Annotated in this window: 22 protein-coding genes and 1 pseudogene; 4 read left to right on the top strand and 19 right to left on the bottom strand. The window is 71.4% G+C overall.

Annotation, left to right across the window (positions count from 1 at the left end; genetic code table 11):
• The first annotated feature begins 209 nt into the window (after positions 1 to 209).
• From ACIA8L_RS07415 to ACIA8L_RS07400, 4 genes are all read left to right on the top strand, one after another.
• Positions 210 to 680, top strand: coding sequence for a GNAT family N-acetyltransferase (locus ACIA8L_RS07415; protein WP_395901399.1), 471 nt, complete (start codon positions 210 to 212; stop codon positions 678 to 680).
• Between the two features lie 11 nt (positions 681 to 691).
• Positions 692 to 1,153, top strand: coding sequence for a hypothetical protein (locus ACIA8L_RS07410; RefSeq protein WP_395901397.1), 462 nt, complete (start codon positions 692 to 694; stop codon positions 1,151 to 1,153).
• Between the two features lies 1 nt (position 1,154).
• The gene (locus ACIA8L_RS07405) at positions 1,155 to 1,967 is read left to right on the top strand and encodes a DNA-formamidopyrimidine glycosylase family protein (RefSeq protein ID WP_395901395.1); all 813 of its coding nucleotides are present in this window, start codon (positions 1,155 to 1,157) and stop codon (positions 1,965 to 1,967) included.
• 276 nt (positions 1,968 to 2,243) lie between these two features.
• Complete coding sequence (locus ACIA8L_RS07400; RefSeq protein WP_395901393.1) at positions 2,244 to 3,065, top strand: hypothetical protein; 822 nt, start codon at positions 2,244 to 2,246, stop codon at positions 3,063 to 3,065.
• A 367-nt stretch (positions 3,066 to 3,432) separates the two neighbouring features.
• On the opposite strand, the gene ACIA8L_RS07395 is transcribed toward ACIA8L_RS07400, so the two are convergent.
• From ACIA8L_RS07395 to ACIA8L_RS07305, 19 genes and pseudogenes are all read right to left on the bottom strand, one after another.
• On the bottom strand, positions 3,433 to 4,194 hold the full coding sequence (locus tag ACIA8L_RS07395; protein WP_395901391.1) for a hypothetical protein: 762 nt from the start codon (positions 4,192 to 4,194) through the stop codon (positions 3,433 to 3,435).
• Between the two features lie 31 nt (positions 4,195 to 4,225).
• Entirely contained in the window at positions 4,226 to 5,086 is an 861-nt protein-coding gene (locus ACIA8L_RS07390; protein ID WP_395901389.1) for a PspA/IM30 family protein, read from the bottom strand.
• A 143-nt stretch (positions 5,087 to 5,229) separates the two neighbouring features.
• Positions 5,230 to 6,054: a hypothetical protein gene (locus ACIA8L_RS07385; protein ID WP_395901387.1), complete on the bottom strand. Its 825-nt coding sequence runs from the start codon at positions 6,052 to 6,054 to the stop codon at positions 5,230 to 5,232.
• Between the two features lie 30 nt (positions 6,055 to 6,084).
• Positions 6,085 to 7,833, bottom strand: coding sequence for an extracellular solute-binding protein (locus ACIA8L_RS07380; protein WP_395901385.1), 1,749 nt, complete (start codon positions 7,831 to 7,833; stop codon positions 6,085 to 6,087).
• Positions 7,834 to 8,681: 848 nt separating this feature from the next.
• Positions 8,682 to 9,239 carry a helix-turn-helix domain-containing protein gene (locus tag ACIA8L_RS07375; RefSeq protein WP_395901384.1) on the bottom strand — a complete coding sequence of 186 codons (558 nt, stop codon included), beginning with the start codon at positions 9,237 to 9,239 and terminating at the stop codon, positions 8,682 to 8,684.
• Positions 9,240 to 9,356: 117 nt separating this feature from the next.
• Positions 9,357 to 9,854, bottom strand: a complete 498-nt coding sequence (locus ACIA8L_RS07370) for a CinA family protein (protein ID WP_395901382.1) — start codon at positions 9,852 to 9,854, stop codon at positions 9,357 to 9,359.
• 760 nt (positions 9,855 to 10,614) lie between these two features.
• Positions 10,615 to 11,232 (bottom strand): CDP-diacylglycerol--glycerol-3-phosphate 3-phosphatidyltransferase, encoded by a 618-nt coding sequence (pgsA, locus tag ACIA8L_RS07365; RefSeq protein ID WP_395901782.1) that lies wholly within the window; start codon positions 11,230 to 11,232, stop codon positions 10,615 to 10,617.
• A 326-nt stretch (positions 11,233 to 11,558) separates the two neighbouring features.
• Positions 11,559 to 12,992: pseudogene (rimO, locus tag ACIA8L_RS07360) on the bottom strand (30S ribosomal protein S12 methylthiotransferase RimO); the annotation flags it as partial.
• A 50-nt stretch (positions 12,993 to 13,042) separates the two neighbouring features.
• On the bottom strand, positions 13,043 to 13,486 hold the full coding sequence (locus ACIA8L_RS07355; RefSeq protein ID WP_395901380.1) for a DUF3291 domain-containing protein: 444 nt from the start codon (positions 13,484 to 13,486) through the stop codon (positions 13,043 to 13,045).
• A gap of 9 nt (positions 13,487 to 13,495) precedes the next feature.
• Complete coding sequence (locus ACIA8L_RS07350; protein ID WP_395901378.1) at positions 13,496 to 14,347, bottom strand: helix-turn-helix transcriptional regulator; 852 nt, start codon at positions 14,345 to 14,347, stop codon at positions 13,496 to 13,498.
• Between the two features lie 161 nt (positions 14,348 to 14,508).
• Positions 14,509 to 15,429, bottom strand: a complete 921-nt coding sequence (locus tag ACIA8L_RS07345) for an AEC family transporter (RefSeq protein WP_395901376.1) — start codon at positions 15,427 to 15,429, stop codon at positions 14,509 to 14,511.
• A gap of 7 nt (positions 15,430 to 15,436) precedes the next feature.
• On the bottom strand, positions 15,437 to 18,067 hold the full coding sequence (locus ACIA8L_RS07340) for a DNA translocase FtsK 4TM domain-containing protein (protein ID WP_395901374.1): 2,631 nt from the start codon (positions 18,065 to 18,067) through the stop codon (positions 15,437 to 15,439).
• Between the two features lie 122 nt (positions 18,068 to 18,189).
• A complete protein-coding gene (locus ACIA8L_RS07335) occupies positions 18,190 to 18,561 on the bottom strand; it encodes a DUF2784 domain-containing protein (RefSeq protein ID WP_395901372.1) in 372 nt (123 codons plus the stop codon).
• A gap of 1 nt (position 18,562) precedes the next feature.
• Positions 18,563 to 20,251, bottom strand: coding sequence for a ribonuclease J (locus tag ACIA8L_RS07330; protein WP_395901371.1), 1,689 nt, complete (start codon positions 20,249 to 20,251; stop codon positions 18,563 to 18,565).
• A complete protein-coding gene (gene dapA / locus ACIA8L_RS07325; RefSeq protein WP_395901369.1) occupies positions 20,248 to 21,201 on the bottom strand; it encodes a 4-hydroxy-tetrahydrodipicolinate synthase in 954 nt (317 codons plus the stop codon). The genes ACIA8L_RS07330 and dapA overlap by 4 nt, the downstream gene beginning before the upstream one ends.
• Positions 21,202 to 21,237: 36 nt before the next feature.
• The gene (gene thyX / locus ACIA8L_RS07320) at positions 21,238 to 21,975 is read right to left on the bottom strand and encodes an FAD-dependent thymidylate synthase (protein WP_395901367.1); all 738 of its coding nucleotides are present in this window, start codon (positions 21,973 to 21,975) and stop codon (positions 21,238 to 21,240) included.
• Between the two features lie 300 nt (positions 21,976 to 22,275).
• Positions 22,276 to 22,836 (bottom strand): DUF2752 domain-containing protein, encoded by a 561-nt coding sequence (locus ACIA8L_RS07315; RefSeq protein WP_395901780.1) that lies wholly within the window; start codon positions 22,834 to 22,836, stop codon positions 22,276 to 22,278.
• Positions 22,837 to 23,322: 486 nt separating this feature from the next.
• Positions 23,323 to 24,558: a winged helix-turn-helix domain-containing protein gene (locus tag ACIA8L_RS07310; RefSeq protein WP_395901365.1), complete on the bottom strand. Its 1,236-nt coding sequence runs from the start codon at positions 24,556 to 24,558 to the stop codon at positions 23,323 to 23,325.
• A gap of 320 nt (positions 24,559 to 24,878) precedes the next feature.
• On the bottom strand, positions 24,879 to 26,189 hold the full coding sequence (locus ACIA8L_RS07305; RefSeq protein ID WP_395901363.1) for a glycosyltransferase 87 family protein: 1,311 nt from the start codon (positions 26,187 to 26,189) through the stop codon (positions 24,879 to 24,881).
• Positions 26,190 to 26,338: the final 149 nt, after the last annotated feature.

The raw sequence follows: 26,338 nt of genomic DNA, 5'->3' as shown, positions 1-26,338 counted from the left end.
CACGCGTGACCGAAGCCCTGCACGGGACCGCGGCCCTTCGCGGGACCGCGCGTGACCGAAGCCCTGCACGGGACCGCGGCCCTTCGCGGGACCACGGCCCTTCGCGGGACCGCGCGTGACCGAGCCCGGCGCCCGCCCGCGTCCGCGCGTACCTGCGCCCGCGCGGCCGGTGGTTGACCTCGGCCCGCGTCGGAGGGCTAACTGCGTCAATGCCTCCCCTGGTACGCCGAGCAGCCCCAACCGACCTCGAAGCCGCCCTCGACGTCTGGCGGGCCGCCAACGAAGCGCGCGGTCGCGCGCCCGGCGCGGCGCGGGTCGAGCGCGTCCGCGCGAAGCTGGCAGCGCCCGATGCCCTCGTCGTAGTGGTCGTCGACGGGCCCGAGACGGTGGCGATGGGGCTGGCCGAGCCGGGGCGGGCGGACGACGGCGCGGGAGCGCTCATCGCCGGGTACGGCCACGTCTCCATGGTGTTCGTCGCCCCCGCGCGCTGGGGGCAGGGACTGGGCGGCCTGGTCCTCGACGGGCTGCACGCCGGTGGGTGGGAGCGTACGACCCTGTGGACGCGGACCGGCAACGCGCGGGCGCGGCGGCTGTACGAGAAGGCCGGGTACCGGGCGACCGGGCGGGCATCGACGCTCGGGGAGGGTGACGGGATCATGCAGCTCGAACGGATCGGTTAGCCTTTCACGAGATGAGGCGGCTGGCGTTACTGCTGATCGGGCTCGGCGTCGGACTGTTCGCCGGGTCGCAGCTCGCCGCGTCCAGGGCGCAGGCGACCGCGCTGTGGACCGGGGTGGCCGCGACCGTCGTCGGGCTGGTCATGTTCGCCGCGAGCGGGCCGGACACCGCCGAGGAGCCCGTTGAGGGCGACGAGCGCCGGCCCCCGCTGGCCGGGCTGGGCTCGCGTGTCGAGGGCATCCTGAAGCTGGCCGAGGAGCAGGCCGCCAACCACCTCCGGCAGGCCGAGAAGGACGCGAAGAAGGTCCGGGCCCGGGTCGAGGCCGGGCTGTGGGCGGTGCTGCGGGAGGGCGACGACGGCGTGCGATACGAGGTTGCCCGGCTCGAGTCGCGCTCGGACGCGGACTCGGTCGTCGCCGCGCTCGAGGCGCGGGGGCACCTCCAGCGGTACACCGTGGCGCCGGCGGGTTCATAACGTGCCCGAAGGCGACACCGTCTGGAACACCGCGCGCGTGCTCGGAGCCGCGATCGAGGGCCAGACGATCACAAAGAGCGATTTCCGGGTACCGCAGCTGGCCGCCAAGAACCTCGCCGGCTGGACCGTCGCCGAGTCCGCGTGCCGCGGCAAGCATCTCCTGCTGCGGCTGACGAAGGAGGGTCTGGAGCCGCTCACCCTCCACTCCCACCTGCGGATGGACGGAGCGTGGCGCACGTACCAGCCGGGCGAGCGCTGGACCGGCCGCCCCGCGCACCTGATCCGCGTCGCCCTGCACACGCCGGCCGCCGTCGCCGTCGGGTTTCACCTGCACGAACTCGCCCTGATACCGACCCGTGAGGAGGAGCGGCTGGTCGGGTTCCTGGGGCCGGACCTCATGGGCGAGGACTGGGACGGTGACGAGGCCGTGCGCCGGCTGCAGGCGAAGCCGGACCGCTGGATCGCCGACGCGCTGCTCGACCAGCGCAACCTCGCCGGCATCGGCAACCTGTACAAGGCCGAGACCCTGTTCCTGCGCGGCGTCTCCCCGTGGACGCCGGTCAGCGCGGTCCTGGATCTGGCCGGCTTGGTCGCGCGGGCGCGGGCGCTGCTCAACTCCAACCGCGGCCGCTGGACGCAGACGACGACGGGCTCCCTGCGCCGCGGCGAGACCAGCTGGGTGTTCGAGCGCTCCGGTCAGCCGTGCCGGCGGTGCCGCACCGTCATCCGCCGCTGGACGGGCGGCGACCACGACCGCATCACATACTGGTGCCCGCACTGCCAGCCGGGGAACGGCCCGCCCGGACGCGCCTGACCGCGCGGCCGCACGAGGACGAGGTCGCCCTCGGAGTCGAGGTCGACGAGCCAGAAGCCCTGGTCGGCGTACTGCGTGGACACGCTCGTGACGCTATGCGCCCGCGCGCCAAAAGCCCCGCGCCCTAAGCCAGATTTGAAGCCCGCTTATTGGCAACGTATCCATCTCGGCCGCTGGACGGTTGTTCACCCCGTGACCGGGGAGAGGTGGGAGGGCGGGCACGGGGTAGGGTGCTGCGCGGGACTGACGGTCGAGCACGCTTCATGGGGAGGGGCGATGGATCACCGCCTGACCCGGCGGAGCCTGCTCGCCGGGTTGCTCGCGGCGGCGACGCTGTCCGCGTGTGACGGCACCCCGGGTGTCACCCCGACCCCGACGCAGTCGTTCGACCCGCCCCAGGACGAGCCCATCGCCACCTGGGAGCTCACCGGCGGCCTGACCGCGCCCGGCATCGCCGCCCTGCGGCCGCCCCGCCTGGTCGTCTACGGCGACGGCGACGCGATCGCCGACGCGACGTACCGCTCCCGCCTCGACCCCGACCAGCTCCGCACCCTGGCCAACGGCCTGGCCGACGACCTGCGCGCGGGCGCGTCGCAGAAGAAGCCGACACCGACCCCGACGATCGTCGACGCCCCCGTCACCAAGGTCACCGTGTGGACGCCGGCGGGCCCGCTGAGCTTCACGGCCGAGGGCTTCGACGAGCTCAAACCCGATCGCGCGTACCCCGACATCCTGTACACCGCCCGGGACCGCCTCGCGACCGTGCACAAGACGGTGTCCGCGACCGCGCAGCCGTACCTGGCCACCCGCGTCCGCGTCGTGGCCGTCCCGGTCCTGCAGGGTCAGGCCGGCACCGGCACCCCGATCATCACCGACCCGTCACCCTCCGCGACCGAGGCTCCGTGGCCGTCGGACATCAACCTGCCCGCGCCGGACAACGAGGGCCTGCGCCGAGCCGACCTGGACGGCGACCCCGCCCGAGCCGCGGTCCGCATGCTGACCAGGGACCTGGACCAACGCGGCGCCTGGCCGGCGTACCGCATGCCCGACGGCACGACGCTCCGCGCCAGCTGGCGATACCTCCTCCCGAACGAATGACCGACAGTCGCATTCGTCACCGGTAAACGCCGGCCAAGCGCACGAGCAAGAGCAATAAAGAGCAAGAGCAGTAAGCAGAGGATTCCGAGGCCGCTTCGCTCCCGCCCCGGGCAAGGGGCTCCCCGCCCCCTGCACCCCCGCGCAACTCCCAGCCGCACCACCCAGCCGGATCAGATCCAAGCAGTCACAATTCGCGCACGGATATAGCACCCGCGACCAAATTGGGCCCAATTCGACGGAATACCCCGTCAGGCGATAAATCCGAAAAGTCAGTCACGAAGTGGCGGACTTTTCGGGAAGCGCACGAAACGACAAAGCGAACACGCAAATGAGCGGCGAGCGGCGAGCGGGTGCAGCGAAGACGGAGTCAGGCGGTCTGGGGGCGGGGCGTCGCCTGCGGGCTGCGCAGGTCGGCCAGTCCTTCCGCCACCCCGCGCAAGAAGGCCGTCGCGTCCGTCAGGTTGCCGACCGCCACATTGTCCTCGGCGACACAGCCGGCCGCCGCCGTGACGAACTGCTCGTACGCCGTGACGCCCTGCTCCAGCTGCTGGGCCAGGACCTCGTGGGCCGGGCGGAGGGCGGCGCCGGCCGGGCCCATGCGCATGGTGCGCTCCACCGAGGCGCAGCGCTGGGCCAGGTCGCGGAGCTGACGTTCGGCGACCGCGGCGTCCAGGACGGCGCCCTCGGCGTGCGGGCCCAAGCGGCCCACGAGGCCGGAGAGCATGGTCGAGGCGCGGTCCAGGCGGCGCCACGGCTCCGCGACGGTCAAGCCGCGCAGCTTGTAAGACTCGCGCTGGCGGTCGAACTCCGCGACCGCGGTGCGGCCGCCGGGGAGGCGCTGGGCCAGGTTGACGAGCTTGTCCCTGGCCTGGGCGCCCGCTAGTGCGGGATCGGGCTCGGGCGGTACCGGCAACGCTTTGAAGGCTCGAAAATCAAGCCACCGCCACCACGTGATGGCGATCGAACCGCCCGCGGCGGCGGCCCAGAACGCGTCGGGCAGGCCGAGGCCGCTGTAGGGCACGAGGATCGCGGTGGCCCCGGTGAGCAGCCCGGCGCGCACGGACCAGCCCCGGGCGGAGCGGTGCAGTTTCCGCAGCCGTTTGAGGTGCTTGGTCCGATCGCTGGGCATGACCGCTCCCCGGGGTTGGGCCGCGACCCGGTCAGCTCGCGCTGGCCGAGTCTCCCGTCTGCTTGTCCTTCATGCTGGCCCGGATCTCGTCGAGGCGGGCAACGCTGGCGTCGCGGACGCCGGGCGCCGGTGAGGCGACCGCGGGCGACTCGGGCGCGGCGGCGAGCTTCTCGCCGGCCATGCTCGCGCGGATCTGGTCGAGGCGGGAGCTGCCGGCCATGTCGAGGGTGGAGCGCTGCACCTCGAGCATCCGGCCCTCCACCGAGTTGGAGGCGAGCTCGGCGCGGCCCATGGCGTTGGCGTAGCGGCGCTCGATCTTCTCCCGCACCTCGTCCAGCGACGGGGTGTTGCCGGGGGCGGCGAGGCCGCTCATCGACTCGAGGGACCGGGCCACGGTCTCCTGCATCTTCGCCTGCTCCAGCTGGCTGAGCAGCTTGGTGCGCTCGGCGAGCTTCTGCTGCAGCATCATGGCGTTGTTCTCGACGGCCTTGCGCGCCTGGGCGGCCGCGTTGAGCGACTGGTCGTGGAGGGTCTTGAGGTCCTCCATGCCCTGCTCGGCCGCGACGAGCTGGGTGGCGAACACCTGCGCCGTCTGCTCGTACTGCTGGGCCTTGGCCTCGTCCCCCTCGGCCCGGGTCTTGTCGGCCAGCACCAGCGCCTGCCGCGCCGAGCCCTGCAGCTTCTCGACCTCGGCGATATTGCGGGAGAGCCGCATCTCGAGCTGCCGCTGGTTGCCGATCACGGCCGCGGCCTGCTGAACGAGCGCCTGGTGCTGACGCTGCGCGTCCTCGATCGCCTGCTGGATCTGCACCTTCGGATCGGCGTACTCGTCGATCTTGGCGCCGAACAGCGCCATCAGGTACTTCCAGCCCTTAGCGAACGGATTCGCCATGTCGCGGTCCTCTCTCGGCCAGCACGGGGAGACGTGCGGCTTCTATCGTGTCAGGCTCGCGCTAGAGCGTCACGCCCAGATGGAGCAGTACCCCTCGAAAATTCGCGCGAAAACCAACAAGTCGGACACAAGTCAGGGGGAAGTCAGGGCTGCGGCCCGGGAACATCCCCACCGGATAGCGCCGAGCGGGACAGCTGCTCGGCCTCGGCCAGGCCCGCGCGCAGGCCCTCCAGATCGTTGGTGAGCTCCGCCACCTTGGCGGCGGTCAGCGGCGCGCCGCCGACCGTGGTCGCGTGCAGCGCGACCAGCTCGGCCATCCGCGCGACCAGGCCCTCCAGGCCCAGCACCGCGGACTGCATGCGGGCCAGCAGCATCTCCTTGGCGTCGCGCAGCCGCTGCCCGACGTCGAGCTGGTCGGACAGCGCGCGGCGGGCCCGCTCCCGCTCGTCGCGCAGCGGCCCCGGCTCCAGCCCGGACAGGCCGCGCTGGAGCTGGTTGTACTCCTGGCGCAGCCGCTGCGTGTTGATCCCGGACGCGGTCTGCTCGATGAGCGTCACCTGCCCGGCGAAGCGGGCCAGATCGGCCAGGGCGCCCGCGGCCGAGTCGTCGACCTCGGAGATCTGGCCGCGCAGGACCGGGTCGCCGGTGCCTTCGGACTGCCGGCGCAGGGTGCGCACCGCCACCTCGGCCCGCCGCAGGAACCGCTCGGCGTCGCTTCCGCGCGGAGGCGTCGGCAGGGTCGCCGGCGGCGCGGCCCGGATCGCCAGGTCCGGCGCACCGTCGCGGTCGGTGAGCACGCCGAGCCCGACCCGGATGCCGTAGACGGCGCCCGCGACCGCGAGCCCGATCGGCACGCCGACGAGCAGCCCGGCCGGGGCCAGCGCGGCCGCGACCGCGCCGCCCATGCCCCCGAGCACGCCGGCGGCCACGAGCCCCCACGGCTCGGTCAGGTGCTCCTTGACGCCCACCCTCGTAAGTGTGCCCTGTGGAAAGCGGGATCAGAAGTTGGAGAGCACGTTCACCATCACGTTGCTGATCGTCGTGGGATCGCTCGCGTTGTACGCGGCCGCGCGCGAAGCCGACGAGATCTTCTGCAACACGCCGACATCCGCCTGCTCGCCGTAGGCGATCGTGAACACGCGGACCGGAATCTCCTTGTCCGAGGTGTCCACATCGCGCACGAGCGCGTCCAGATCGGCGTCCTTCGGATACTCGTTCTTGCCGTCCGTGAGCACCACGACCGCGTTGATCCGGTCCGGGTTGCTGAGCTCGACCATCTTGCGCTGCGCGGCCCGCGTGGTCGCGTACAGGGCGGTGCCGCCCTCGGCGCTCAGCGACTTGATCACCTGCTCCAGCTTCGCCTTGTTGTCGGCGAGCGTTCCCACCGGGACCCGATCGGTGTACGGCGTGGTCGCGCCCTCCACCTCCGTCGAGAACGTCCACAGGCCGACCTCGTCGTCCGCGGCGAGCAGTCCGAGCGACTGCAGTGCGGCCTGCTTCGCCAGCTCCATGCGGGTCTGCCCGTTGCCGGCGTCGTTGTTCATCGATCCGGAGACGTCCATGACCAGCAGGACCTTGGCCCGCTTGCGCTGCACGTCCCACGTGGCCAGGGCCTTCTCGAGCACCTGCGGCGAGGGCGGGTCGATCGTGGTGAACTTGGCGTCCGGCAGCAGCCCGTTGTCCTTCGTCGCGCCCGCCCCCGCCTTGCCGTCGTAGGTGCGGAAGGCCAGGTCGGTGAAGCGCTTCTGCTGCGGCGCGTCGCGCACGTAGTTGAGGAAGTCGGCGGCCGCGGCCTTCTGCTCGTCGCTGGCGTTCGTGAGCACGACGTACGGGTGGTCGCTGACCAGCGTGCCCTCCTTCGGGTACACCGCGACCAGCGGCACCCGCGGCTTCGCGCCCTTGCCGGCCAGCGCCGGATCACCCGTCGGGTTGCCGCTGTTGAAGTCGAACACCGACTTCTCCTCGACCGCGACCGCGCTGACGTAGTTGAGCCCGCGCCCGGCCTGGTCCGCCGCCGCCTGGTTGGACAGGAACGTCAGCGTCGTGTCGCCGTAGTGCACGACGCTGGACTCGACGGACTTGACGTACTGCAGCACCTTCGGGTCGGCGAGATCCTTGTCGGTGAGGTCGGTCGAACGCCCGGTCGCGGCGAAGTACGCGCCCACCGTCGCGTTGAGCCCCGACGTGGAGAAGTGCGGGTTGGTCTTGCCGAGCCGGAACTTCCCCCACTCGGGGTGCCCCTTCGAGCCCCACCCGTTCGGATCGTTGATCAGCCCGAACACGTCGCCCCAGCCGATCTGCGCGTCCGGCCACCCGAGCGCTTCGGCCATGGGCTTCGGCAGGGCGAGCACCAGCGGCGACTGCGCGATCATCGGCAGCTTGCCGTCCGGGACGAGCCCGCCCTTGTCCCCGGCCGCCAGCCGCTGCTTGAGCAGCGAAACCCACGACGAGGCAGCGGGCGTCCAGACCGCCGGCAGCGGCCCGTCCTTGCCGACGTCCCAGCCCTTGGCGAGCGCGTCAAGAGCAGCCCCGGAAGCCTTCGTCTGTACTTGCGGATCTGCGCACTTGCCGTCAAAACGCCGGTCGGCCTTGATGTACGCCTTGGCGAACTCCGTCAGCAGCGCGGCCTTCTCACTGGACGCGGTGACGTTGAGCGCGATGCACCCTTCGCGACGGGGGTTGTCCGCCTTCTGGTCGTCACCGCCCCGATTGGCGAGAAAGAGGTACACACCGCAGATCGCCAACACGCCGATAACCGCAGCGATGACGATAGGAAGCGCACTACGCCGCCGCTGATACTGCCCCGGATAGCCCACGGTCACTCGCCTCCGCGCCGCCGTCCAACCCTCGCGCCCCCGCGGACGCGCTCCCAGTGTGGCAGGTCACGTCGAGCCCGCTGGATCTTCCCGCCCCCACACCCATTCGTGACCCACAACGCCCACCCGCCACCCCAGCCCGCCGAGTCCACCCACACCCGCCGCCCCGCCCAACGCGGCCCGCACCCCGTCGTGCGAACGACGACGCACGTCCGCGCACCCCAAGGCACGTTCACGCCCACGAGCACCCGCGGACGCGCGGACGCGTGGACGCGTGGACGCGTGGACGCGTGGACGCGTGGACGTGCACAGAACGGACAGGCACAGACGCGCACACGCGCGGAGGCGTGGACGCGCACAGCACGGACAGGCACAGACGCGCGGACGCGACGCGCGGACGCGGACAGCACGGAAGCGCACACGGGCAGACGCGGACAGGTACAGCACGGACACGCACACGAGACGCGCGGACGCGCACACCACGGACAGGCACGGACACCCACACGAGACGCGCGGACGCGGACAGCACGGATACGACAGACGGACGGCTGTCGCGCGGCAGACATCGCATAGGCGGCGTCGACGGGCTCAATGCGGGCGACAGGTCGGCGGCACGGGCGCGGACGGACGCGGGCAACCGTCGGTGCAGGCGGGCTCGGTGCGCACAGGGGTTGGACAGTGCGGACGTCGATCTGAACGCGAGCAGGCGCGGACGCGGGCGCGCTGCGATTCAGCTGCGGCTTGTCAGCGCACCGTGCTCGTAGGAGTCGGCCGGGGCGTCAGGCGGCGTAGACGACGTCGCGTTCGCGGTCGGACGGGCCGCGGGTGGCGCGCAGCGTGGTCTTGAGGGGGCCGTCGTGGTGGACGGCGACCGAGATCTTCGCGTCGGTCGAGAGCTTGGCCTTGGGCCTGCCGCGCACCAGGCGGCCCTGGGACGCGTCCGCGGAGGCGCTGGCGGTCGCCGGGACCGGCTCGGCGGCGGGGGCAGCCGTTGCCGGAGCGGCGGCCGGGGTCACTGCCGGCGCGGAGGCCGGGGCGGCGGCGCTGGAGGCGTCGTCGGGGGTGGGCTCGGGAGCGCCGACGGGCACGAGCACCGGCGGCAGGTCCTCATTCAGGGCGAGCGTGTTGCTCACGTCGCGCAGCACCTCGGACAGGGCCGCGCCCAGGGCCTCACAGATCGCGGCCAGGAGCTCGCTGGACGCCTCTTTCTGGCCGCGCTCGATCTCCGACAGGTAGCCGAGGCTCACGTTCGCCGCGGTCGACACCTCGCGGAGGGTCCGATGCTGGGCCTGCCGTCGCGCGCGCAGCGCGTCACCGATCACCCGACGAAGCAGCACGGTGGCACCCCCTCTGACGCAGCTGGCAAGACCGCGAAAAAACTGGTACTCGTCACGGTACCTGGTGCAAAGCCGATCGACACCCTGCCCCGCCGTTCCGGGGACCCTGCGACGGCTTCAGCCGACGGCGAGGGTCTCGGCCAGCAGCCCCACCGCGGCCTCCACGGCACCGCCCCGGATGGCCGCGCGGTCGCCCGAAAGGGTGAGTTCACGCACCTCGACCCGGTCCGGCTCGCCGTGCGCGGCCGGCGGCCCGACGACTGCGACGTACACCCGCCCGACCGGCTGACCAGCCTGCGGGTCCGGTCCGGCGACCCCGGTCGTGGCCGCGGCCCAGTCGGCCCCACAACGCTCCCGCGCGCCGGCCGCGAGCGCTGCGGCCACCGCGGGATCGACGGGCCCATGGGATGAAAGAAGCGGTGGGGGTACCCCCAGAAGCCTGGCTTTTAATTCTGTCGCATACGCCACGATGCCGCCGCGGAACACTCGGCTGGCGCCTGGCACTTCGACAAACGCCGCCGCGAGCAGCCCCCCGGTCAGCGACTCGGCCACGGCGAGGGTCTCCCCCCGCTCCCTGAGCGCCGCCAGAATCGCACCGGTCCGATCCGTACTCACCGCGCCCCCTCCAATCGCTACCCCTGCCACACTGTGGCCGCACTCATCGCGAAAAGCCAGATTCGTCACGGGCGGGTCGCACTTTCATCTCCGCCGCGAATTCGACTGATCCCCCGTCGGGCGAAAAATCCGACATGCCACAGTGCGCACCGCCCGACAAGTCGCGCATCAGTGAACACTTCCCGCGAAACCATCGGCCCGAACGACAACCGCGAACGCTCCCCGCAGCTCTCAGAGCACCGACGCAGCGACCGCCGAGACCCCCTAGTCGCACGCACGCACACGGACGCACGGACGCACGGACGCACGCACCGACGGGCGCACGAACGCGCGAACAAGAACGCACGCACGCACGGACGCGAACGCACGGACGCACGGACGCGAACGCACGAACGCACGGACGCACGCACGCACGCACGGACGGACGGACGCACGGACGCGAACGCACGGACGCACGGACGCACGGACGCACGGACGCCACATGCACGCGCGGACGGACGCCGAACGCACGCACCGACGGGCGGACACGACCGCAAACACGAACGCAGAAGCGCGCGGAAACGCAACGAGCTGCGCGGAGTGGACACAAAGGTGCAGGCAGATACGCACGGGCGCGGTGGAGGCGGGCGGCGCGGGCGGGAGTGGTCGACGTTGAGGTGGGCGGTTCGTCTGATTGCCGAGCCTGGGGACGGCTGAAGCGGACGGCTGAAGCGGACGGCTGACGGCGGGCGGCGGGCGGCGGGCGGCGTGGACCTGGGCTTCAGGCGACCGGTTCGTCGGCCTGCGGGGCGACGGCTGGGGCGCTGGTCGGGATCGGGGGCATGGCGCCGCCTCGGGCCAGGGAGTCGCGGCGGATTCGGATCGCTCGGAGTACGTAGTCGGCGCCCGTCACCACGGTGACGATGACGGCGGCGGCCATCAGCCAGGGGCCGATCAGCGCTAAGGCGTGGGGCAGCGGGGTGAGGTACCAGCCGATCGCCAAAATCTGCAGTGCCGTCTTCGCCTTGCCGCCTCGGCTCGCGGGCATGACGCCGTGGCGGAGGATCCAGAAGCGCAGCGCGGTCACGCCCCACTCGCGGATCAGGATGACCGCTGTCACCCACCACGGCAGGCGGTCGTAGAAGGACAGCAGGACCAGGGCGGCGCCGGTCAGGGCTTTGTCGGCGATCGGATCGGCGACCTTGCCGAACGAGGTGACGAGGTTGTGGGCGCGGGCGATCCAGCCGTCGACGTAGTCGGTGGCGGAGGCGACGATGAAGGTCAGGCCGGCGGCGAGCTGCCAGGTGTCGTGGGTCATGCGGCTGGCTACGACGCAGAGGACGAAGACGGGCACGAGGACCATGCGCAGCACGGTCAGCGCGTTCGCGGGGTTGACCAGACGCGCCTGTGTCGGACCGGCCCCGACGACCTCCGCGCCGAGCCCGTGATGTCCAGGCCCTCCGCTTCGCGCCGAGCCGGTCGCGGGCCCTCCGCTTCGCGCCGACCCGGCCGCGGCCCCACCGCTCCGCTCCGAACCCGTCGCGGCCCCTCCACCGCGCTCCGGGCCGGTCATGGCGCCGCCGGACTCAGTGGCGCAGGCCCGTGCGACGCGGAACCGTGCGAGGCCGAACTGTGCGAGGCCGAAACGTGCGAGGCCGAAACGTGCGAGGCCGAACTGTGCGAGGCCGAAACGTGCGAGGCCGAAACGTGCGGTGCGGAGCTGTGCGGCGCCGGACTGATCAGCTCGATGGGCGTGGCGATCAGGTCGACGCCCATGCTCTCGGTGACCTTGGCGCGGACCAGGTCGCCGGGGCGCAGGGCGGCCGGTTCGAGGGCGCCGCCGCCGACCAGGGTCGTGGAGCCGTCGACCTCGGGGGCCTGGTGGGCGCCGCGGCCCTCGACGTCGACGCCGTCGGGGTGGCGCTCGACGGTGTCGACGAGGACCTCGACGATGGAGCCGATGCGGTCGCCGGCACGCTGGGCGCAGAGCTCCTCGGCGAGGGCGCTCATCCAGTCGTACCGCTTCTTGACCGTCCCCGTCGAAACCTTGTCCGGCAGGCCGGCCGCCTCGGTGCCGTCCTCGTCGCTGTAGTCGAAGACGCCGATCGCGTCGAGCCGCGCCTCGGTCAGGAACCGGGCGAGCTCGTCGACGTCCTCGCGGGTCTCGCCGGGGAAGCCGACGATGACGTTGCTGCGCGCGCCCGCTTCAGGGTCCAGCTTGCGTACCGTCGCCAGCAGCTCCAGGAACCGCTCGGTCGACCCGAACCGGCGCATCCGCCGCAGCACCGGCTCGCTGGAGTGCTGGAACGACAGGTCGAAGTAGGGCGCGACCCCCGGCGTGGTGGCGATCGCCTCGATCAGCCCGGGCCGCGTCTCGGCCGGCTGCAGGTAGGACACGCGCACTCGCACGATCCCGGCCGTCGCGGCGAGCTGCGGCAGGAGCTTCTCCAGGAGGCGCGGGTCGCCGAGGTCCTTGCCGTAGGAGGTCGAGTTTTCGCTCACGAGCACCAGCTCACGCACGCCCTGCTGGCCGAGCCACTCGGCCTCGGCCAGGATCTCGTCGGGCGTGCGCGACACGAACGCGCCGCGGAACGACGGGATCGCGCAGAACGCGCAGCGCCGGTCGCACCCGCTGGCCAGCTTGAGCGGTGCGACGGGCCCGTGCTCGAGCCGCTGGCGCATGACCCCGCGCAGGTGGGCGGGCAGGTGACCGGGGGTGACCACGGTGGCCTCGCGGCGGGCGACCGGGGTGAGCGGGAGCAGCGTGCGCCGGTCGCGCGGGGCGTGGGAGGCGATCTTCTCGCCGGCCAGGATCGCGTCGAGCCGGGCCGCCATGTCCGGGTAGTGGTCGAACCCGAGCACCGCGTCGGCCTCGGGCAGCTCCCCCGCGAGCTGGTCGCCGTAGCGCTCGGCCAGGCAGCCGGTGGCGACCACCTTCGCCCCGGTGTCGGACGCGGCCAGCAGGGTGTCGATCGAGTCCTGCTTCGCCTTGGCCACGAACCCGCACGTGTTGACGAGCACCACGTCGGCGTCGGTGCCGTCGGTGGTCACCGCCCAGCCTCCCTCGGCCAGCCGGGCGGCGAGCTCCTCGGAGTCCACCTCATTGCGGGCACAGCCCAGGGTGAGCAGGGCTACGCGACGGTCAGCGTTGGTGGACATGCTGTTGAGGGTACCGACCAGGGCTGACATTTTGCGGAGCGGATCCGGCCTCAGAGGGCCGGATGCGGGTCCCGGAACGTGAACGCCTTCTCCGTCGGCCCCACGCTGCGCAGCAGGTCAAGCCTTTCCCGGGCCTCACCGAGGGTCGGGTGATGCCCCTCCGGCACCCACCACATGACGTGATGCGGCTCGCCGAGCGGGACGAACCACTCCCGCCGCCGTCGCAGAACGTCCAGATGACCACTACGGAAGGTGTACTGCCGCAACGCGTCGAGCGACACCCAGACCGACATGTTGACCACGAGGTCACCGCCGAACGGCCGCAGCGACGTGGCATCCGACCCCGAATCGTCAACAAGCCGCCAGACGAAGCCGGGCCACCCGTCCGCCACCCCGTTGATCCGGTCGATGTCGGCGTAGAAGCCGGCCATGCGCGGGTCGTCGCGCGGCCCCACGGGCACGCCGACGTTGAGCTGAGCAAGTTGGAGACTCATGACCGCAGTCTAAAACAAATCATCATTGTTTTTAGTACCCGATCCCGAGCCGGACATGAGCTCCGCGTCCAGGCCGGCACCCGGGGCCGACTCCAAGCCCGCCGCGCCCGCCCCCGGTCGTGTCCGATCCACGACAACACAGCACCCGCTCGGCCCCGGATCGATCCGCACCCCCTCCCCCAGCGCCCCCTGCAACAGCGCCAGATTCGCCCCGCAGACCACCCCGGGATGCGTCCGCGCCACCGAGTCGAACGGGCAGTTCCGCAGCCGCCACACCTCCCCATCGGCATAGGGCTCATACCCGAGCCCCCGAAGCATCGCCTCAACGCCGTCCCCGACCGAGCCGGCAGCCGCCCCCGAGACAACAGCCGGCTCCAAGGCAGCAGATGAGCCCGAAACAACAGCCGAGGACGAGACGGCAGCCGAGCCCGAAACAGCCGACGAGGACGACGACGACGACAAAGCGGCCCGGGCGATGCGAGCTCCAGCACGCCGAGCGGCCGAATAGAGCGCAGGCTCCACCCCAGCCTCCGAGACCGCCTCCGCGAACACCTCGGCCAGCACCCGATAACCCCGGGGCGGCAGACTCACCGAGTGCTCGGCGGCCGACCGGCGGTACAACTTCGAGGGTCGTCCGGCCCCGGGCCCGCTGCGCCCGCCGAGCCGCGCGAACGCCACATCGAGGAGCCCGGCCTCGGCCAGCTTGTCGAGATGATGCGCGGCGAGCGTCCGTCCGATCCCGAGCGCCTCCGCCACCTGGTCCCGGCTGACATCCTCACCGGCCGCGGCCACGAGCTCATACACGGCCCGCCGCCGTGGATCGGCCAGCGCCGCCAACGCGTCCATCTCCTCATCCGCCACACCCCAAGTGTCCCAGCCCCACGGTGTCAACCAGGTGTCAAGACCTCCGCCGCCGTCCAGATCCGACCACCGACCACCGACAGCCGGCCACCCGCAGCCAACCGACGACCGCTGGCCAACTACCGCTGGCCAACGACCACTGACCACTGACCAACAACGGTCTACTGCAGCAACGTCGCCGCGACCGTCAGCGTCGCCATGGACAAAGCGGTCGACGCCACAATCACGTCCCGCGCGAACGTCCCATCCACCCCATACGCCCGCGCGAAGACGAACGTGTTCTGCGCCGTGGGCAGGGCCGAGCACAGTACGACGGCCAGCAGCGCCGCCCCCGTGAGCCCGAAGACGAACCGGGCCAGCAGGAAGCACAGCAACGGCTGCACCACCGACTTGAGCAGCACCGACAGCGTCACCTCGGCCGGCCGCCGCGCCTCACCGGCCCCAGGTTCGCGCGGCACGAGCGAAAGCCCCAAAGCAACGAGCGCCGACGGTACCGCCGCCGCCCCGAGCAGCGCCACCGCGTCCCCGAGCAGCCGGGGCAGGTGGACGTGCAGGGCCCCGAGGATGACCCCGGTGAGGCAGGCGAGCATGACCGGGCTGCGCAGCGGCACCGTCAGCAGGCGACGCCAGCGACCGTCCGCGTGCTCGCTCTGCGCGATGTCCAGGGTGCCGAGGATGAGCGGCGTGAGGATGGTCGTCTGGATGAGCAGGACAACGGCGATGAAGCCGGCGTCGCCGAGGACCTGGACGGCGACGGGGATGCCGAGGTTGCCGGCGTTGACGTAGCCGGAGGCCATCGCCGCGATCGTCTGCTCGGCCAGGGGGCGCTTGAAGATCCACCGGGCGGCGGCGAACCCGGCCGCCCCGATGAGCGCGGTCGCCAGCGCGAACGCCGCGACCGCGCGCCCGGCCGGCCCGCCGATCGGCTGCCGCGTGAGCGTGTTGAGCAGCGCGGCCGGCATCGCGACGTAGAACACGAAGCGGCCGAGCACGTCGACCGCCGCGGGCCCGAGGACCCCCGTGCGCCCGGCCACGAACCCGACGGCCGTGAGCGCCCAGATGGGCACGAACGCGGCGAGCACGAACGGGTCAGTCGTCCTCGGAGGCCTGCAGGGCGCCCAGGACCTCGGCCAGGGAGTCGGGCTTGATCAGCACGTCGCGGGCCTTGGAGCCCTCCGACGGGCCGACGATGCCGCGGGACTCCATGAGGTCCATGAGGCGGCCGGCCTTCGCGAAGCCGACACGCAGTTTGCGCTGCAGCATGCTGGTCGAGCCGAACTGGCTGGTCACGACCAGCTCGATGGCCTGGACCAGGAGCTCCAGGTCGTCGCCGATCTCCTCGTCGACCTTCTTCTTGGCCTCTTCGCGCTTCTGGGTGACACCCTCGCGGAACTCGGGCTCGCGCTGGTCCTTGCAGAACTTGACGACGTCGGCGATCTCGGTCTCGCTGACCCAGGCGCCCTGGATGCGGACCGGCTTCGAGGCGCCCATCGGCAGGAACAGTCCGTCGCCGCGGCCGATCAGCTTCTCGGCGCCGGGCTGGTCGAGGATGACCCGGGAGTCGGCCAGGCTGGAGGTGGCGAAGGCCAGGCGGGACGGGACGTTGGCCTTGATCAGGCCGGTGACGACGTCGACGCTGGGCCGCTGGGTGGCCAGGACCAGGTGGATGCCGGCGGCTCGGGCCAGCTGGGTGATCCGCACGACCGAGTCCTCGACGTCGCGCGGGGCGACCATCATGAGGTCGGCCAGCTCGTCGACGACGACCAGCAGGTACGGATACGGCCGGATCACCCGCTCGCTCCCGGGCGGGGCGGTGATCTGCCCGGCCCGGACCTTGCGGTTGAAGTCGTCGATGTGGCGGACCCCGTTGGCGGCGAGGTCGTCGTAGCGCATGTCCATCTCGCCGACGACCCAGTCGAGGGCGTCGGCCGCCTTCTTCGGGTTGGTCACGATCGGCGTGACCAGGTGCGGGATACCTTCGTAGCTGGTCATCTCCACCCGCTTGGGGTCGACCAGCAGCAGCCGGACCTCGTCCGGCGTGGACCGGGTCAGGATCGACACGAGCAGGCTGTTGAGGCACGACGACTTGCCCGCACCGGTGGCGCCGGCGATGAGGATGTGCGGCATCTTGGCCAGGTTGGCCACGACGAAGCCGCCCTCGATGTCCTTGCCCAGCGCCACGATCAGCGGGTGGTGGTCGGAGGTCGCGGCCCGGGAGCGCAGCACGTCGCCGAGGGCCACGTTCTCGCGGTCGGAGTTGGGGATCTCCACGCCGACGGCGCTCTTGCCCGGGATCGGGCTCTGGATCCGCACGTCGGCCGACTTCACCGCGTAGGCGATGTTCTTCGACAGGGCCGTGATCCGCTCGACCTTCACGCCGTGGCCGATCTCGACCTCGTAGCGGGTGACCGTCGGGCCGCGGGTGAAGCCGGTGACCAAGGCGTCGACGCCGAACTGCTCGAACACGCCCTGCAGCGCGTTCATGACCTCGTCGTTGGCCCGGGTGCGCCCGCGCGGGGCGTCGCCGGTGCCGAGCAGGGTCGGCGGCGGGAGCTTGTAGTCGGCGTCGGTGAGCGCGAGCTGCTCGGCCCGGGTGGGCAGCGGCGAGTGCTCCGGCGGCTCCTTCTCCGCGGCCGGCTTCGGCTCCTTCTTCTTGCGCGCGGGTGCGGGCATCCGCTGCAGCACGACGGTGTCGTGGACGAGGTCCGGGTCGAGGTCGGGCGCGGCCGCGTCGAACTCGTCGGGGTCGAGGCCCAGCGGGTGCGGCAGCGGCTCGGGCCCGCCGGCCTGGGCACCCTGGCGGCGGCGGGCCGGGGCGCGGCGGGCGGGGCGCTCCTCGGGCTCGTCGTAGAGCTCCTCGAACTCCTCCTCGTCGTCGACCAGCGTCGGGTCCTCGACCCGGCCGAGGGCGAGGTCGCGCAGCTGGCGCCAGCGCTGCGGGAGGCGGCTGATCGGCGTCGACGTGACGACCAGCAGACCGAACGCGGACAGCAGGAGCAGCAGCGGTACCGCCACCCAGGACGTGACGGCCATCTCCAGCAGGCCGCCGCCGCCCCGCCCGAGCAGGCCACCGGCCCGGTCCATCTTGGCCGGGAGGGTCGGGCTGCCGGCCGCCAGGTGCATCAGACCGGTGCCGCCGAGGAACAGGGCACCCCAGCCGACCAGGCCGCGTCCGCGGTGCTCCTCGGAGTCGCCGCCGGCCCGCATGATGCGGACGCCGCCGATGACGAGCAGCACGGGCAGTACCCCCGAAGCGGCTCCTATGAACGTGTGGCAGATGCTCGCCAGCCACCGTCCGACCGGCCCCGCGGCCTGGAACCACAGTGCCGCCGTGAGCAGCACGGCCAGCCCGATCATGGTCAGGCCGGCACCGTCGCGCCGGTGCTCGGGGTCGAGGTCACGGGCGGTCGCGGCCTGCCGGCCGATCGCGCGGGCGCCCCAGCCGACGCTGTGGGCGAGCCCCATCCAGACCGCGATCATGCCCTTGCCGACGTAGCCGAGCGGCGTGGCGACCACCGCGCCCGAGCGGCGCCGACGGACGGGCGTTGCCCGGGGGGTGACTCGAGGGGTCGCCTTCCGGGCGCGGGAAGCCGTCTTGGTCGCGGTGGTGGCCTTGACGGGCGTGGCGGCCCGGGACCGCGGAGTAGCACGCGTGTTCGAACCGCCGCGCGCGTTGGAGGTCTTCCCGCCGCGGCCGGCCTGGGAGGTGCTGCCCGCCATGGCTCACACCGTATCGGTCGGCTACGACATTTTTCCCACGGCACGCCGATGACCCGGCCCGCCCAAGACACGCCGCCAGAAAAAGCCCGGCACGCCCGGGACTCGGCCGGCCGGGACAAAGCTCAGGGCAGCGTCCGCGCGGCGCGCCGGTGACGCAGACGAACGACGGCGACCGCGTACGAGAAGACCACGATCATTCCGACCAGGACCTGCAACAGGTGCGTGTACCGCTCGGGATAGAGCACATTTTCGATGTACACATCGATGAAGCCCTTGTCCTGAACCGACTGCCCGGCCTTGCGCCGCGCCCAGTGCTCGGCGACGGTGAGCGGGCAGGTCAGCGGCACGGTCACGACCAGGAGGCCCCAGATGGCGGCGGCCAGATGGGGCCAGAAGGCCTTGGGCCACCGCCAGACGAGGAACCCACCCAGGATCAGGTACGCCAGGTAGCAGAAGTGCAGCACCAGTACCGTCGTGGCCAGCGCCGCGTACACGTCAGACCTCGACCACCGTCGGCACGATCATGGGGCGGCGGCGGTAGGCCTCGTTGACCCACCGCCCGACCGTGCGCCGGACGATCTGCTGCAGCTGGTGGGGGTCGGTGATGCCCTCGGCGGCCGCCTTGTTCAGGGCATCGGTGACGAGTGGCAGTACCGCGTTGAAGACCGCCGGGTCGTCGGAGAACCCCTTCGCCGAGACGGTCGGCCCGGCCACCACCTTGCCGGTGACGGAGTCGATGACCACGGTCGCCGCGATGAACCCGCCGTCGCCCAGTATGCGCCGCTCGGTCAGCAGCGACTCGCCGACGTCGCCGATGGCCAGGCCGTCGACGTACACGTAGCGCGAGCGGATGTGCCCGACCAGGCGCGCCTCGCCGTCGACGAGGTCGACCACGTCGCCGTCCTCGCAGAGCACGACGCGCTCGGCCGGCACCCCGGCCTCCCGGGCCAGCTGCGCGTGGGCGCGCAGGTGCCGCCACTCGCCGTGCACCGGCATGAAGTTGCGCGGCTTGACCACGTTGAGCAGGTACAGCAGCTCACCCGCGGGCGCGTGCCCGGAGACGTGGACCTTGGCGACGTCCTTGTGCACGACGATCGCACCGGCCCGGGAGAGCTGGTTGATCACCCGGTAGACCGCGGTCTCGTTGCCCGGGACCAGCGACGACGCGAGCACGATGGTGTCGCCCTCACCGATCACGATGTGCCGGTGATCACCGTTGGCCATGCGCCCGAGCGCGCTCATCGGCTCGCCCTGCGAACCGGTCGACATGAGCACGACCCGCTCCGGCGGCAGGCTCATCGCCTCGTCGATCGCGACGACCAGGCCGTGCGGGATGCGCAGCAGGCCCAGGTCGCGGGCTATGCCCATGTTGCGCACCATCGAACGGCCGATCAGCGCGACCTTGCGGCCGTGCATGGCGGCGGCGTCGAAGACCTGCTGGACGCGGTGCACGTGGGAGGCGAACGAGGCGACGATGATGCGCCCGGTCGCGCGGCCGAAGATCCGCTCCAGCACCGGGCCGATCTCGCGCTCGGGGGTGACGAAGCCGGGGATCTCGGCGTTGGTCGAGTCCGACAGCAGCAGGTCGACGCCGTCGGCGCCGAGCCGCGCGAACCCGGCCAGGTCGGTGATCCGCCCGTCGAGGGGCAGCTGGTCCATCTTGAAGTCGCCGGTGTGGAGCACCGTGCCGGCGCCGGTGGTGACCGCGACCGCGAGCGCGTCCGGGATCGAGTGGTTGACGGCGAAGAACTCGCACTCGAACGGCCCGAGGCGCTCCACCTGCCGCTCGCGGACGGTCAGCGAATAGGGCTCGATGCGCCGCTCGGCCAGCTTCGCCTCGACCAGCGCGAGGGTGAACTTGGAGCCGACGAGCGGGATGTCGGGCTTGTGCGCGAGCAGGTATGGGACCGCGCCGATGTGGTCCTCGTGCCCGTGCGTGAGCACGATGGCCTGAACCTTGTCGAGCCGGTCGAGGATGGAGGAGAAGTCGGGCAGGATGAGATCGACACCCGGCTGCTCGACATCGGGGAACAGCACGCCGCAGTCGATGACCAGCAGCTTGCCGTCGTACTCCAGCAGCGTCATGTTGCGGCCGATCGCGCCGAGCCCGCCCAGGGGGGTCACCCGCAGGGCGTTGGACCCCAGAGGGGGCGGCGGATCGAGCTCGACGTGCGCCACCGTCATAGGGCCACTCCGAGTTCGTTGTGGTGCGCCATCTGTTCGGCGGACCCGATCGTACGGCCCGCCTCCGCGCAATCCTCGCGCAACCGCCCCAGTTCCGCCGCGTTCGCGCCCACCAGCGGCGGGCGGACCGGGCCCGCGGGCAGGCCGAGCAGCGTCAGGGCGGCCTTGGTCAGGATGACACCCTGCGTGCGGAAGAAGCCGCAGAACGCCGGAAGCAGTTGCAGATGCAGGTCCCGCGCCCGGGCCACGTCGCCCGATTCATACGCGGTGATCATCGCCTTCGTTTCGGGACCAAAGACATGTGTGGGTACTCCAACCACGCCGACCGCCCCCACGGAGAGCAGCGGCAGGGTCAGCTTGTCCTCGCCCGAGTAATACGCCAGCCCGGTGCGCTTGACCACCCAGGCCGTCTCGCCGAGGTCGCCCTTGGCGTCCTTCACCGCGACGATGCGCTCGTGCTCGGCCAGCCGGCACATCGTGTCGGTCTCGATCGCCGTGCCGGTGCGCCCCGGGATGTCGTAGACCATCACCGGCAGCGCGGACGCGTCGGCGACCGCGCGGAAGTGGTGGACGAGCCCGGCCTGCGGCGGCTTGTTGTAATACGGCGTCACGACCAGCAGCCCGTCGGCGCCGGCCTTCTCCGCGGCCCGGGCCAGCTCGGACGAGTGCGCGGTGTCGTTGGTGCCGACCCCGGCGATCACCGTCGCCCGGTCGCCCACGGCCTCCACGACCGCGCGCAGGACCTGGTCCTTCTCCGCGTCGCTCGTGGTCGCCGACTCGCCGGTCGTACCGTTGATCACCAGACCGTCGTGCTCCTGCTCGTCGACCAGGTGGGCGGCGAGCCGGGCGGCGCCGTCGGCGTCGAGCGAACCGTCAGGCCGAAACGGCGTGACCATCGCGCTGAGCAGCCGGCCGAACGGCCGGCCGGGGACGGAACCGGTGCGTGTCATACCGACAACCTAGCGGAAGCCTGCGCGGAGCATTTCTCAAGATTCCCAGGTGTACTGCGGGGACGCCACTTCCGTCCCATCAGCGAGCTCGGTGATCTGGAAATCCCCGAACACGCTGGGCGCGATCCGCTGCAGTTCCCGCAGGCAGGCGACCGCGACCTCGCGGATCTCGACGTCCGCGCCCTCGCTCGCCCGCATGGTCACGAAGTGCCGCCAGGCCCGGTAGTTCCCGGTCACCACGATCCGCGTCTCGGCCGCGTTGGGCAGCACCGCCCGGGCCGCCTGCCGGGCCTGCTTGCGCCGCGACGTCTTGTTCTCGACGTCGGAGAACTTGGCCTCGAGCCCTTCCAGCAGCTCGTTGTAGGCCCGCAGCGCCGCCTCGCCCGCCTCGACGAACGTCTTGTGCAGCGCCGGGTCCTCAGCGATCACGGCCGGCTCGACCATGGCCTGCTCACGCCCGGGCACGTAGCGCTGCGACAGCTGCGAGAACGAGAAGTGCCGGTGCCGGACCAGCTCATGCGTGAACGACCGCGACACCCCGGTGAGGTAGAACGTCACCGTGCCGTGCTCGAGGACGCTGAGGTGGCCGACTTCGAGGATGTGCTTGAGGTATCCGGCGTTGGTCGCGGTGGCCGGATTAGGCTTGCTCCACGACTGGTAACACGCCCGCCCGGCAAACTCGGCCAGCCCCTCGCCACCGTCCGCGTCGGTCTCCCACGGCACATCGGCCGGGGGTTCGAAGTGGGTCCAGGCGATGGCTTTGACGGAGAGCATTCGCAGAGCCTACAAGACGCTGTTTGCCAAGCTCGCCGCGCTGTGTTGGCAAGCTCGCTGCGCTCGCGGTGGGGGAGCGAGCTCCACCCACACCCCCTCAAGGTCTCCGCCCGCAGCGCCGGGCCGTGCGGCGTGCCGGGGCCACCCACTCACGACCGAGGGGACCCCACCGCGCGACGTGGCCCGCTCACGGCGACCACTGTCCCCGCCCGCGTTCCCTGTCTCAGCGTTTCCGTCTCAGCGTTTCCGTCTCGGCGTTTCCGTCCCGCGTTTTCCGTCCCGCGTTTTCCGTCTCAGCGGTCAGACGAAGAAGTAGGTGAACGGCGCCCATGGAAGGTTCCGCACCACCGCGAACGCAAGCCAGGCGACGAGGAAGAGGACGAGCGCCTTGTTGGAGATCCGCAGCATCGGCAGCTTGAACGGCAGGTTGAGCCGATTCACGGTCCACGCGACGTAGAGGTACGCGAGGAACGGCGCCGCGAACACGAGCGGAGCGTGGTGATGGGCGGCCGCGGGGATGTCCCCGTGCAGCATGTACCAGGCCGCCCGCGTCCCCCCGCACCCCGGGCAGTCGAACCCGGTGAACAGCTTCATGATGCAGGTCGGCTGGTCGGCCGCCCCGGCGGAGGTAGGCTTCATGAGCAGGGTGTAGGCGATCCCGCCGGAGATCAGCGCCCCAACCCCGGCCGGCCCCGCCCAGGCCGGAAGCCGGTCGATGAACCGCTGAAATTTCCCTTTGGGCGGCTGGAACGCGTAGTGGTACACCGGCGGCAGCTGCACACTCGAGGCCGTGGTGGGCGCGCCAAGCTGCGGCACGTCAGGAAGCACTCCTTCGAGTGACCCAGCCGCAGGGGCCGACATCGGTGACGTCACGCTCCCAAGCTACACCGCCCGAGCCAGCACCAACCCCACCGCAAGTCCCACCCAACCGATCAAACAGCCGACCCGCCCTTCGTCCCACCACAGGCCGCCCACCCCACACCTCGGAACCCGAACGCGGGCCGGCACGGGCAGGAGCAGCACGGACCGGCGTGGGCACGGACACGGGTCGGCACGGGCGCGGGCGCGCGGCGACCAACGCGGTGCGACACGGCGGGAAACGGAGCTTGCGATGAGAGCGTCGAACGGCGGACACGACGCGGGCGGACGGACTCGGGCGCGGACCGAGGCCCGGGCGCGGCACAACGGGGGCGGACGGGCGCGGCACGAACGGAGGTGCGGCGCGGACTCAGGCGCGGCACGAACGGAGGTGCGGCGCGGACTCAGGCGCGGCACGAACGGAGGCGCGGCACGGACTCAGGCGCGGCACGAACGGAGGCGCGGCACGGACTGAGGCTCAGCGCGGACTCAGGCGACCTCGGCTGACGTCAGCGCCTTGGTCAGGGGTATCGCGAAGTCGCCCCGCTGCGGCAGGTCCACCTCCTCCAGGCCCAACCAGCCGGCGAAGCGGAGCAGCTCCGCGGCCAGAGCGTCCGCTATCTCGGTCTCGGTCGGGGCGCCGCGGCCGGTCAGAGGCTCGACCCAGGCGGCCGGGATCTGCAGGATGCCGGCCTTCCGGTCGGCTTTGAGGTCGACGCGGGCAACCAGGCGGTCGCCGAGGAGGAAGGGCAGCACGTAGTAGCCGTAGAGGCGCTGCGCCGGCGGCACGTAGATCTCGATGCGGTAGTTGAAGCCGAACAGGCGTTGGACGCGGCCGCGTTCCCACATCAGGGGGTCGAAGGGGCTGACCAGCGTCGCCGCGGTGATCCGGCGTGGGATTCGGGCTTCGGCGTGGAGGTACCCCCGAAGCTTCCAGCCCTCGACCTCGACCGGCACGAGCTCGCCGGCCTCGACCAGCTCCGCGATGGCCTGGCGGGCTCCGGCCAGTGGCAGGCGGAAGTAGTCGCGCAGCTCCGGCTCGGCCGACACGCCGAGGCCGCGGGCGGCGACTCGGATCAGCTCACGGTAGGCGTCCTCGTCGGGCGGGGTGGGGGCGTTGACGACCTCGGGTGGGAGGACGCGCTCCGGGATGTCGTACACCCGCGCGAACGACGAGTTGCGACGGGCGACGGTCACCTCGCCGGTGTAGAAGAGCCACTCGATCGCGATCTTGGTGTCGGACCAGTTCCAGCCCCAGTTGTCCTTGCGGCGCGGCTGGGCCAGGTCACCCTCCACCTCGGCCGCGCTGATGGGGCCCTTGGCCCGGACCTCCTCGAGCACCCAGCGGATGAGGTCGGGCTGCTCGCGGGCGAGGCGGACCATGCTGCCCCAGGCACTGCCCGAGCGCATCCGCCACCGCAGCAGCGGGTGCAGGTGGACGGGGACGAGGGAGGCCTCGTGCGCCCAGTACTCGAACAGCTCCCGCGGCCGCCGGTAGGCCAGCCGGTCCAGGAGGGCCGGGTCGTAGGGCCCGAGGCGGCTGTAGGCGGGCAGGTAGTGCGCCCGCTGGACGATGTTGACGGAGTCGATCTGCAGCAGGCCGGTGCGTTGGAGGACCCGGCGCAGGTGGCGGCGCTCGGGCACGGCTCCGGGCGCCCGGTCGGCGAACCCCTGTGCGGCCAGGGCGATCCGGCGGGCCTGCGTCAGCGTCACGTACTCGTTCATCGCCAGCAGGCTAACCCGGGGGTACGACAAAAAATCGCCACCGCCGCCAGATCCCCACAAACCCGCCATATCCCCCGTCGGGGTATAAATCCGATATGTCGGGCTAGCGAAGCGCCCGACATATCGTGCCCCCGACCATCGCGGCCAGAAGAGCAGAGAACGCAGAGAACGCAGAGAAAACAGAAAGAACAGAGAAACACGCGTGCAAGCACGGCGAACAAGCGCAGAACCACCAGACGCAAGCCAAGGGCAAGCGGCCGGAAATGACCCTGGCGGCGCCCCAAAGCCTCAGGGGTCGCCGCCAGGTTGAGCAGTAATGTCTATGCGCCCACAAGCGGGCGGCGCGGTTCCAGCCCCGGCCCGCCGGCGTCCGAGCGAACCGACCCGTCCGGGTCCTTCGCGTCGAAGGCGGCCGTCACCCGCCGGTCGATGTCGACCAGGTCGGGGACGTCCTCGACGTTCGGCCCGCCCGCCTCGCCGGGGTTGCTGGCCGGCCGCTGACCGGCGCCGGTGTCGGCCGGTTCGCGGATCGGCAGGGCGAACAGCAGGCCGATCATGAGCAGGATGTAGGCGTTGGAGCCGATGAGCCCGAGGCCGTCGAACTTGGCGTGGAAGGCCCAGGGGGTACGGCTGCACAGCAGGGCGAACGAGAACCCGAACGCGATCGCCAGGTTGCGTCGCCGGCGCGGGTCCAGGGAGCGGTCGGTCGCGTAGTCGAACAGGATCACGATCGCCGGTACGGTCCAGACGAGGTGGTGGATCCAGGTGATCGGGCTCACCATGCAGCCGACGAGGCCGGTGAGGGCCAGGCCGGCGACCTCGTCGCGGTTGCGCACGGCGCGACGGGCCCGCCAGTACCAGACGGCGAGGGTGATGAGCACGAGCAGCAGCCACAGGGGCTTCATCGGCTCCGGGTTGAAGATCCGCCCGACGAGGCCGGTGAGGGCCTGGTTGGACACGAATGTGGGTGAGCCGACCCGGTCGGTGTTCCACACGGCGTCGGTCCAGAACACGCGGGAGGCGTCTGGCGCGAACGTGGCCGCGGCCCAGGTGGCGGCGGTGGCGGTCGCGGCTGAGACGGCGGCCGCGCGCCAGCGGCGGGTGATGACCAGGTAGATGATGAAGACGCCGGGGGTGAGCTTGATCGCGGTGGCCAGGCCGATGCCGATGCCGCCGAGCTTGTGCCCGCCCTTCACCAGCAGCATCACGTCGGCGACGATGAGGAACACGAGCAGGATGTTGACCTGCCCGAAGTTCACCGTCTCGCGGATCGGCTCGAAGGCGGCGGCGAGCGCCATGGCGATGCCCATCGCATACCAGTACGACCAGCCCTGCCGTTTGAAAATCGGGCCGAGCAGCATGGTGAGGATCGCGAGCATGGCCAGGACGTTCATGGTCACGCTGATGACCAGGGCGACGTTCCAGCTGATGAGCGACATCGGCGTCATGAGCGCGGCGGCGAACGGCGGGTAGGTGAACCCGTAGGGCGTGCCGGGCGTCAGGTAGTCGTAGATGTCTCCGCCGCGGTTGACCCAGTAGTCCATCGCGCCGTAGTAGACCTTGAGGTCGAAGAACCCGTTGCGCGCCGCCACCGCGATCAGGAAGGCCCACACGACGGCCCAGACGCCCACGACGATGAGCGTCTTCCTGAATCCGGGCCGCAGCTTGGGCCGAACGGCCGTAGACGCGAGCTCCCGTCCTCGCTCCGCCACCTGTTCTGCCCTCCTGATCACTCGCCGCTACCTGACCGTGCCATCGAATCCTCAGTGTTGCGTCACAG

The sequence above is a fragment of the Dactylosporangium sp. NPDC051541 genome (assembly GCF_044454505.1).
In the GTDB taxonomy this organism is placed as follows: domain Bacteria; phylum Actinomycetota; class Actinomycetes; order Mycobacteriales; family Micromonosporaceae; genus Dactylosporangium.
The sequence above is the reverse complement of the archived record's forward strand: the minus strand, read 5'-3'. Positions and strand labels throughout refer to the sequence as shown.

What these genes read in the sequence shown, in the direction of transcription:
- ACIA8L_RS07415 (WP_395901399.1), top strand. Translation starts at nt 210, where the DNA reads ATGCCTCCCCTGGTACGCCGAGCAGCCCCAACCGACCTCGAAGCCGCC.
- ACIA8L_RS07410 (WP_395901397.1), top strand. Translation starts at nt 692, where the DNA reads ATGAGGCGGCTGGCGTTACTGCTGATCGGGCTCGGCGTCGGACTGTTC.
- ACIA8L_RS07400 (WP_395901393.1), top strand. Translation starts at nt 2,244, where the DNA reads ATGGATCACCGCCTGACCCGGCGGAGCCTGCTCGCCGGGTTGCTCGCG.
- ACIA8L_RS07395 (WP_395901391.1), bottom strand. Translation starts at nt 4,194, where the DNA reads ATGCCCAGCGATCGGACCAAGCACCTCAAACGGCTGCGGAAACTGCAC.
- ACIA8L_RS07390 (WP_395901389.1), bottom strand. Translation starts at nt 5,086, where the DNA reads ATGGCGAATCCGTTCGCTAAGGGCTGGAAGTACCTGATGGCGCTGTTC.
- ACIA8L_RS07355 (WP_395901380.1), bottom strand. Translation starts at nt 13,486, where the DNA reads ATGAGTCTCCAACTTGCTCAGCTCAACGTCGGCGTGCCCGTGGGGCCG.
- ACIA8L_RS07340 (WP_395901374.1), bottom strand. Translation starts at nt 18,067, where the DNA reads ATGGCGGGCAGCACCTCCCAGGCCGGCCGCGGCGGGAAGACCTCCAAC.
- ACIA8L_RS07330 (WP_395901371.1), bottom strand. Translation starts at nt 20,251, where the DNA reads ATGACGGTGGCGCACGTCGAGCTCGATCCGCCGCCCCCTCTGGGGTCC.
- dapA (WP_395901369.1), bottom strand. Translation starts at nt 21,201, where the DNA reads ATGACACGCACCGGTTCCGTCCCCGGCCGGCCGTTCGGCCGGCTGCTC.
- thyX (WP_395901367.1), bottom strand. Translation starts at nt 21,975, where the DNA reads ATGCTCTCCGTCAAAGCCATCGCCTGGACCCACTTCGAACCCCCGGCC.
- ACIA8L_RS07315 (WP_395901780.1), bottom strand. Translation starts at nt 22,836, where the DNA reads ATGTCGGCCCCTGCGGCTGGGTCACTCGAAGGAGTGCTTCCTGACGTG.
- ACIA8L_RS07310 (WP_395901365.1), bottom strand. Translation starts at nt 24,558, where the DNA reads ATGAACGAGTACGTGACGCTGACGCAGGCCCGCCGGATCGCCCTGGCC.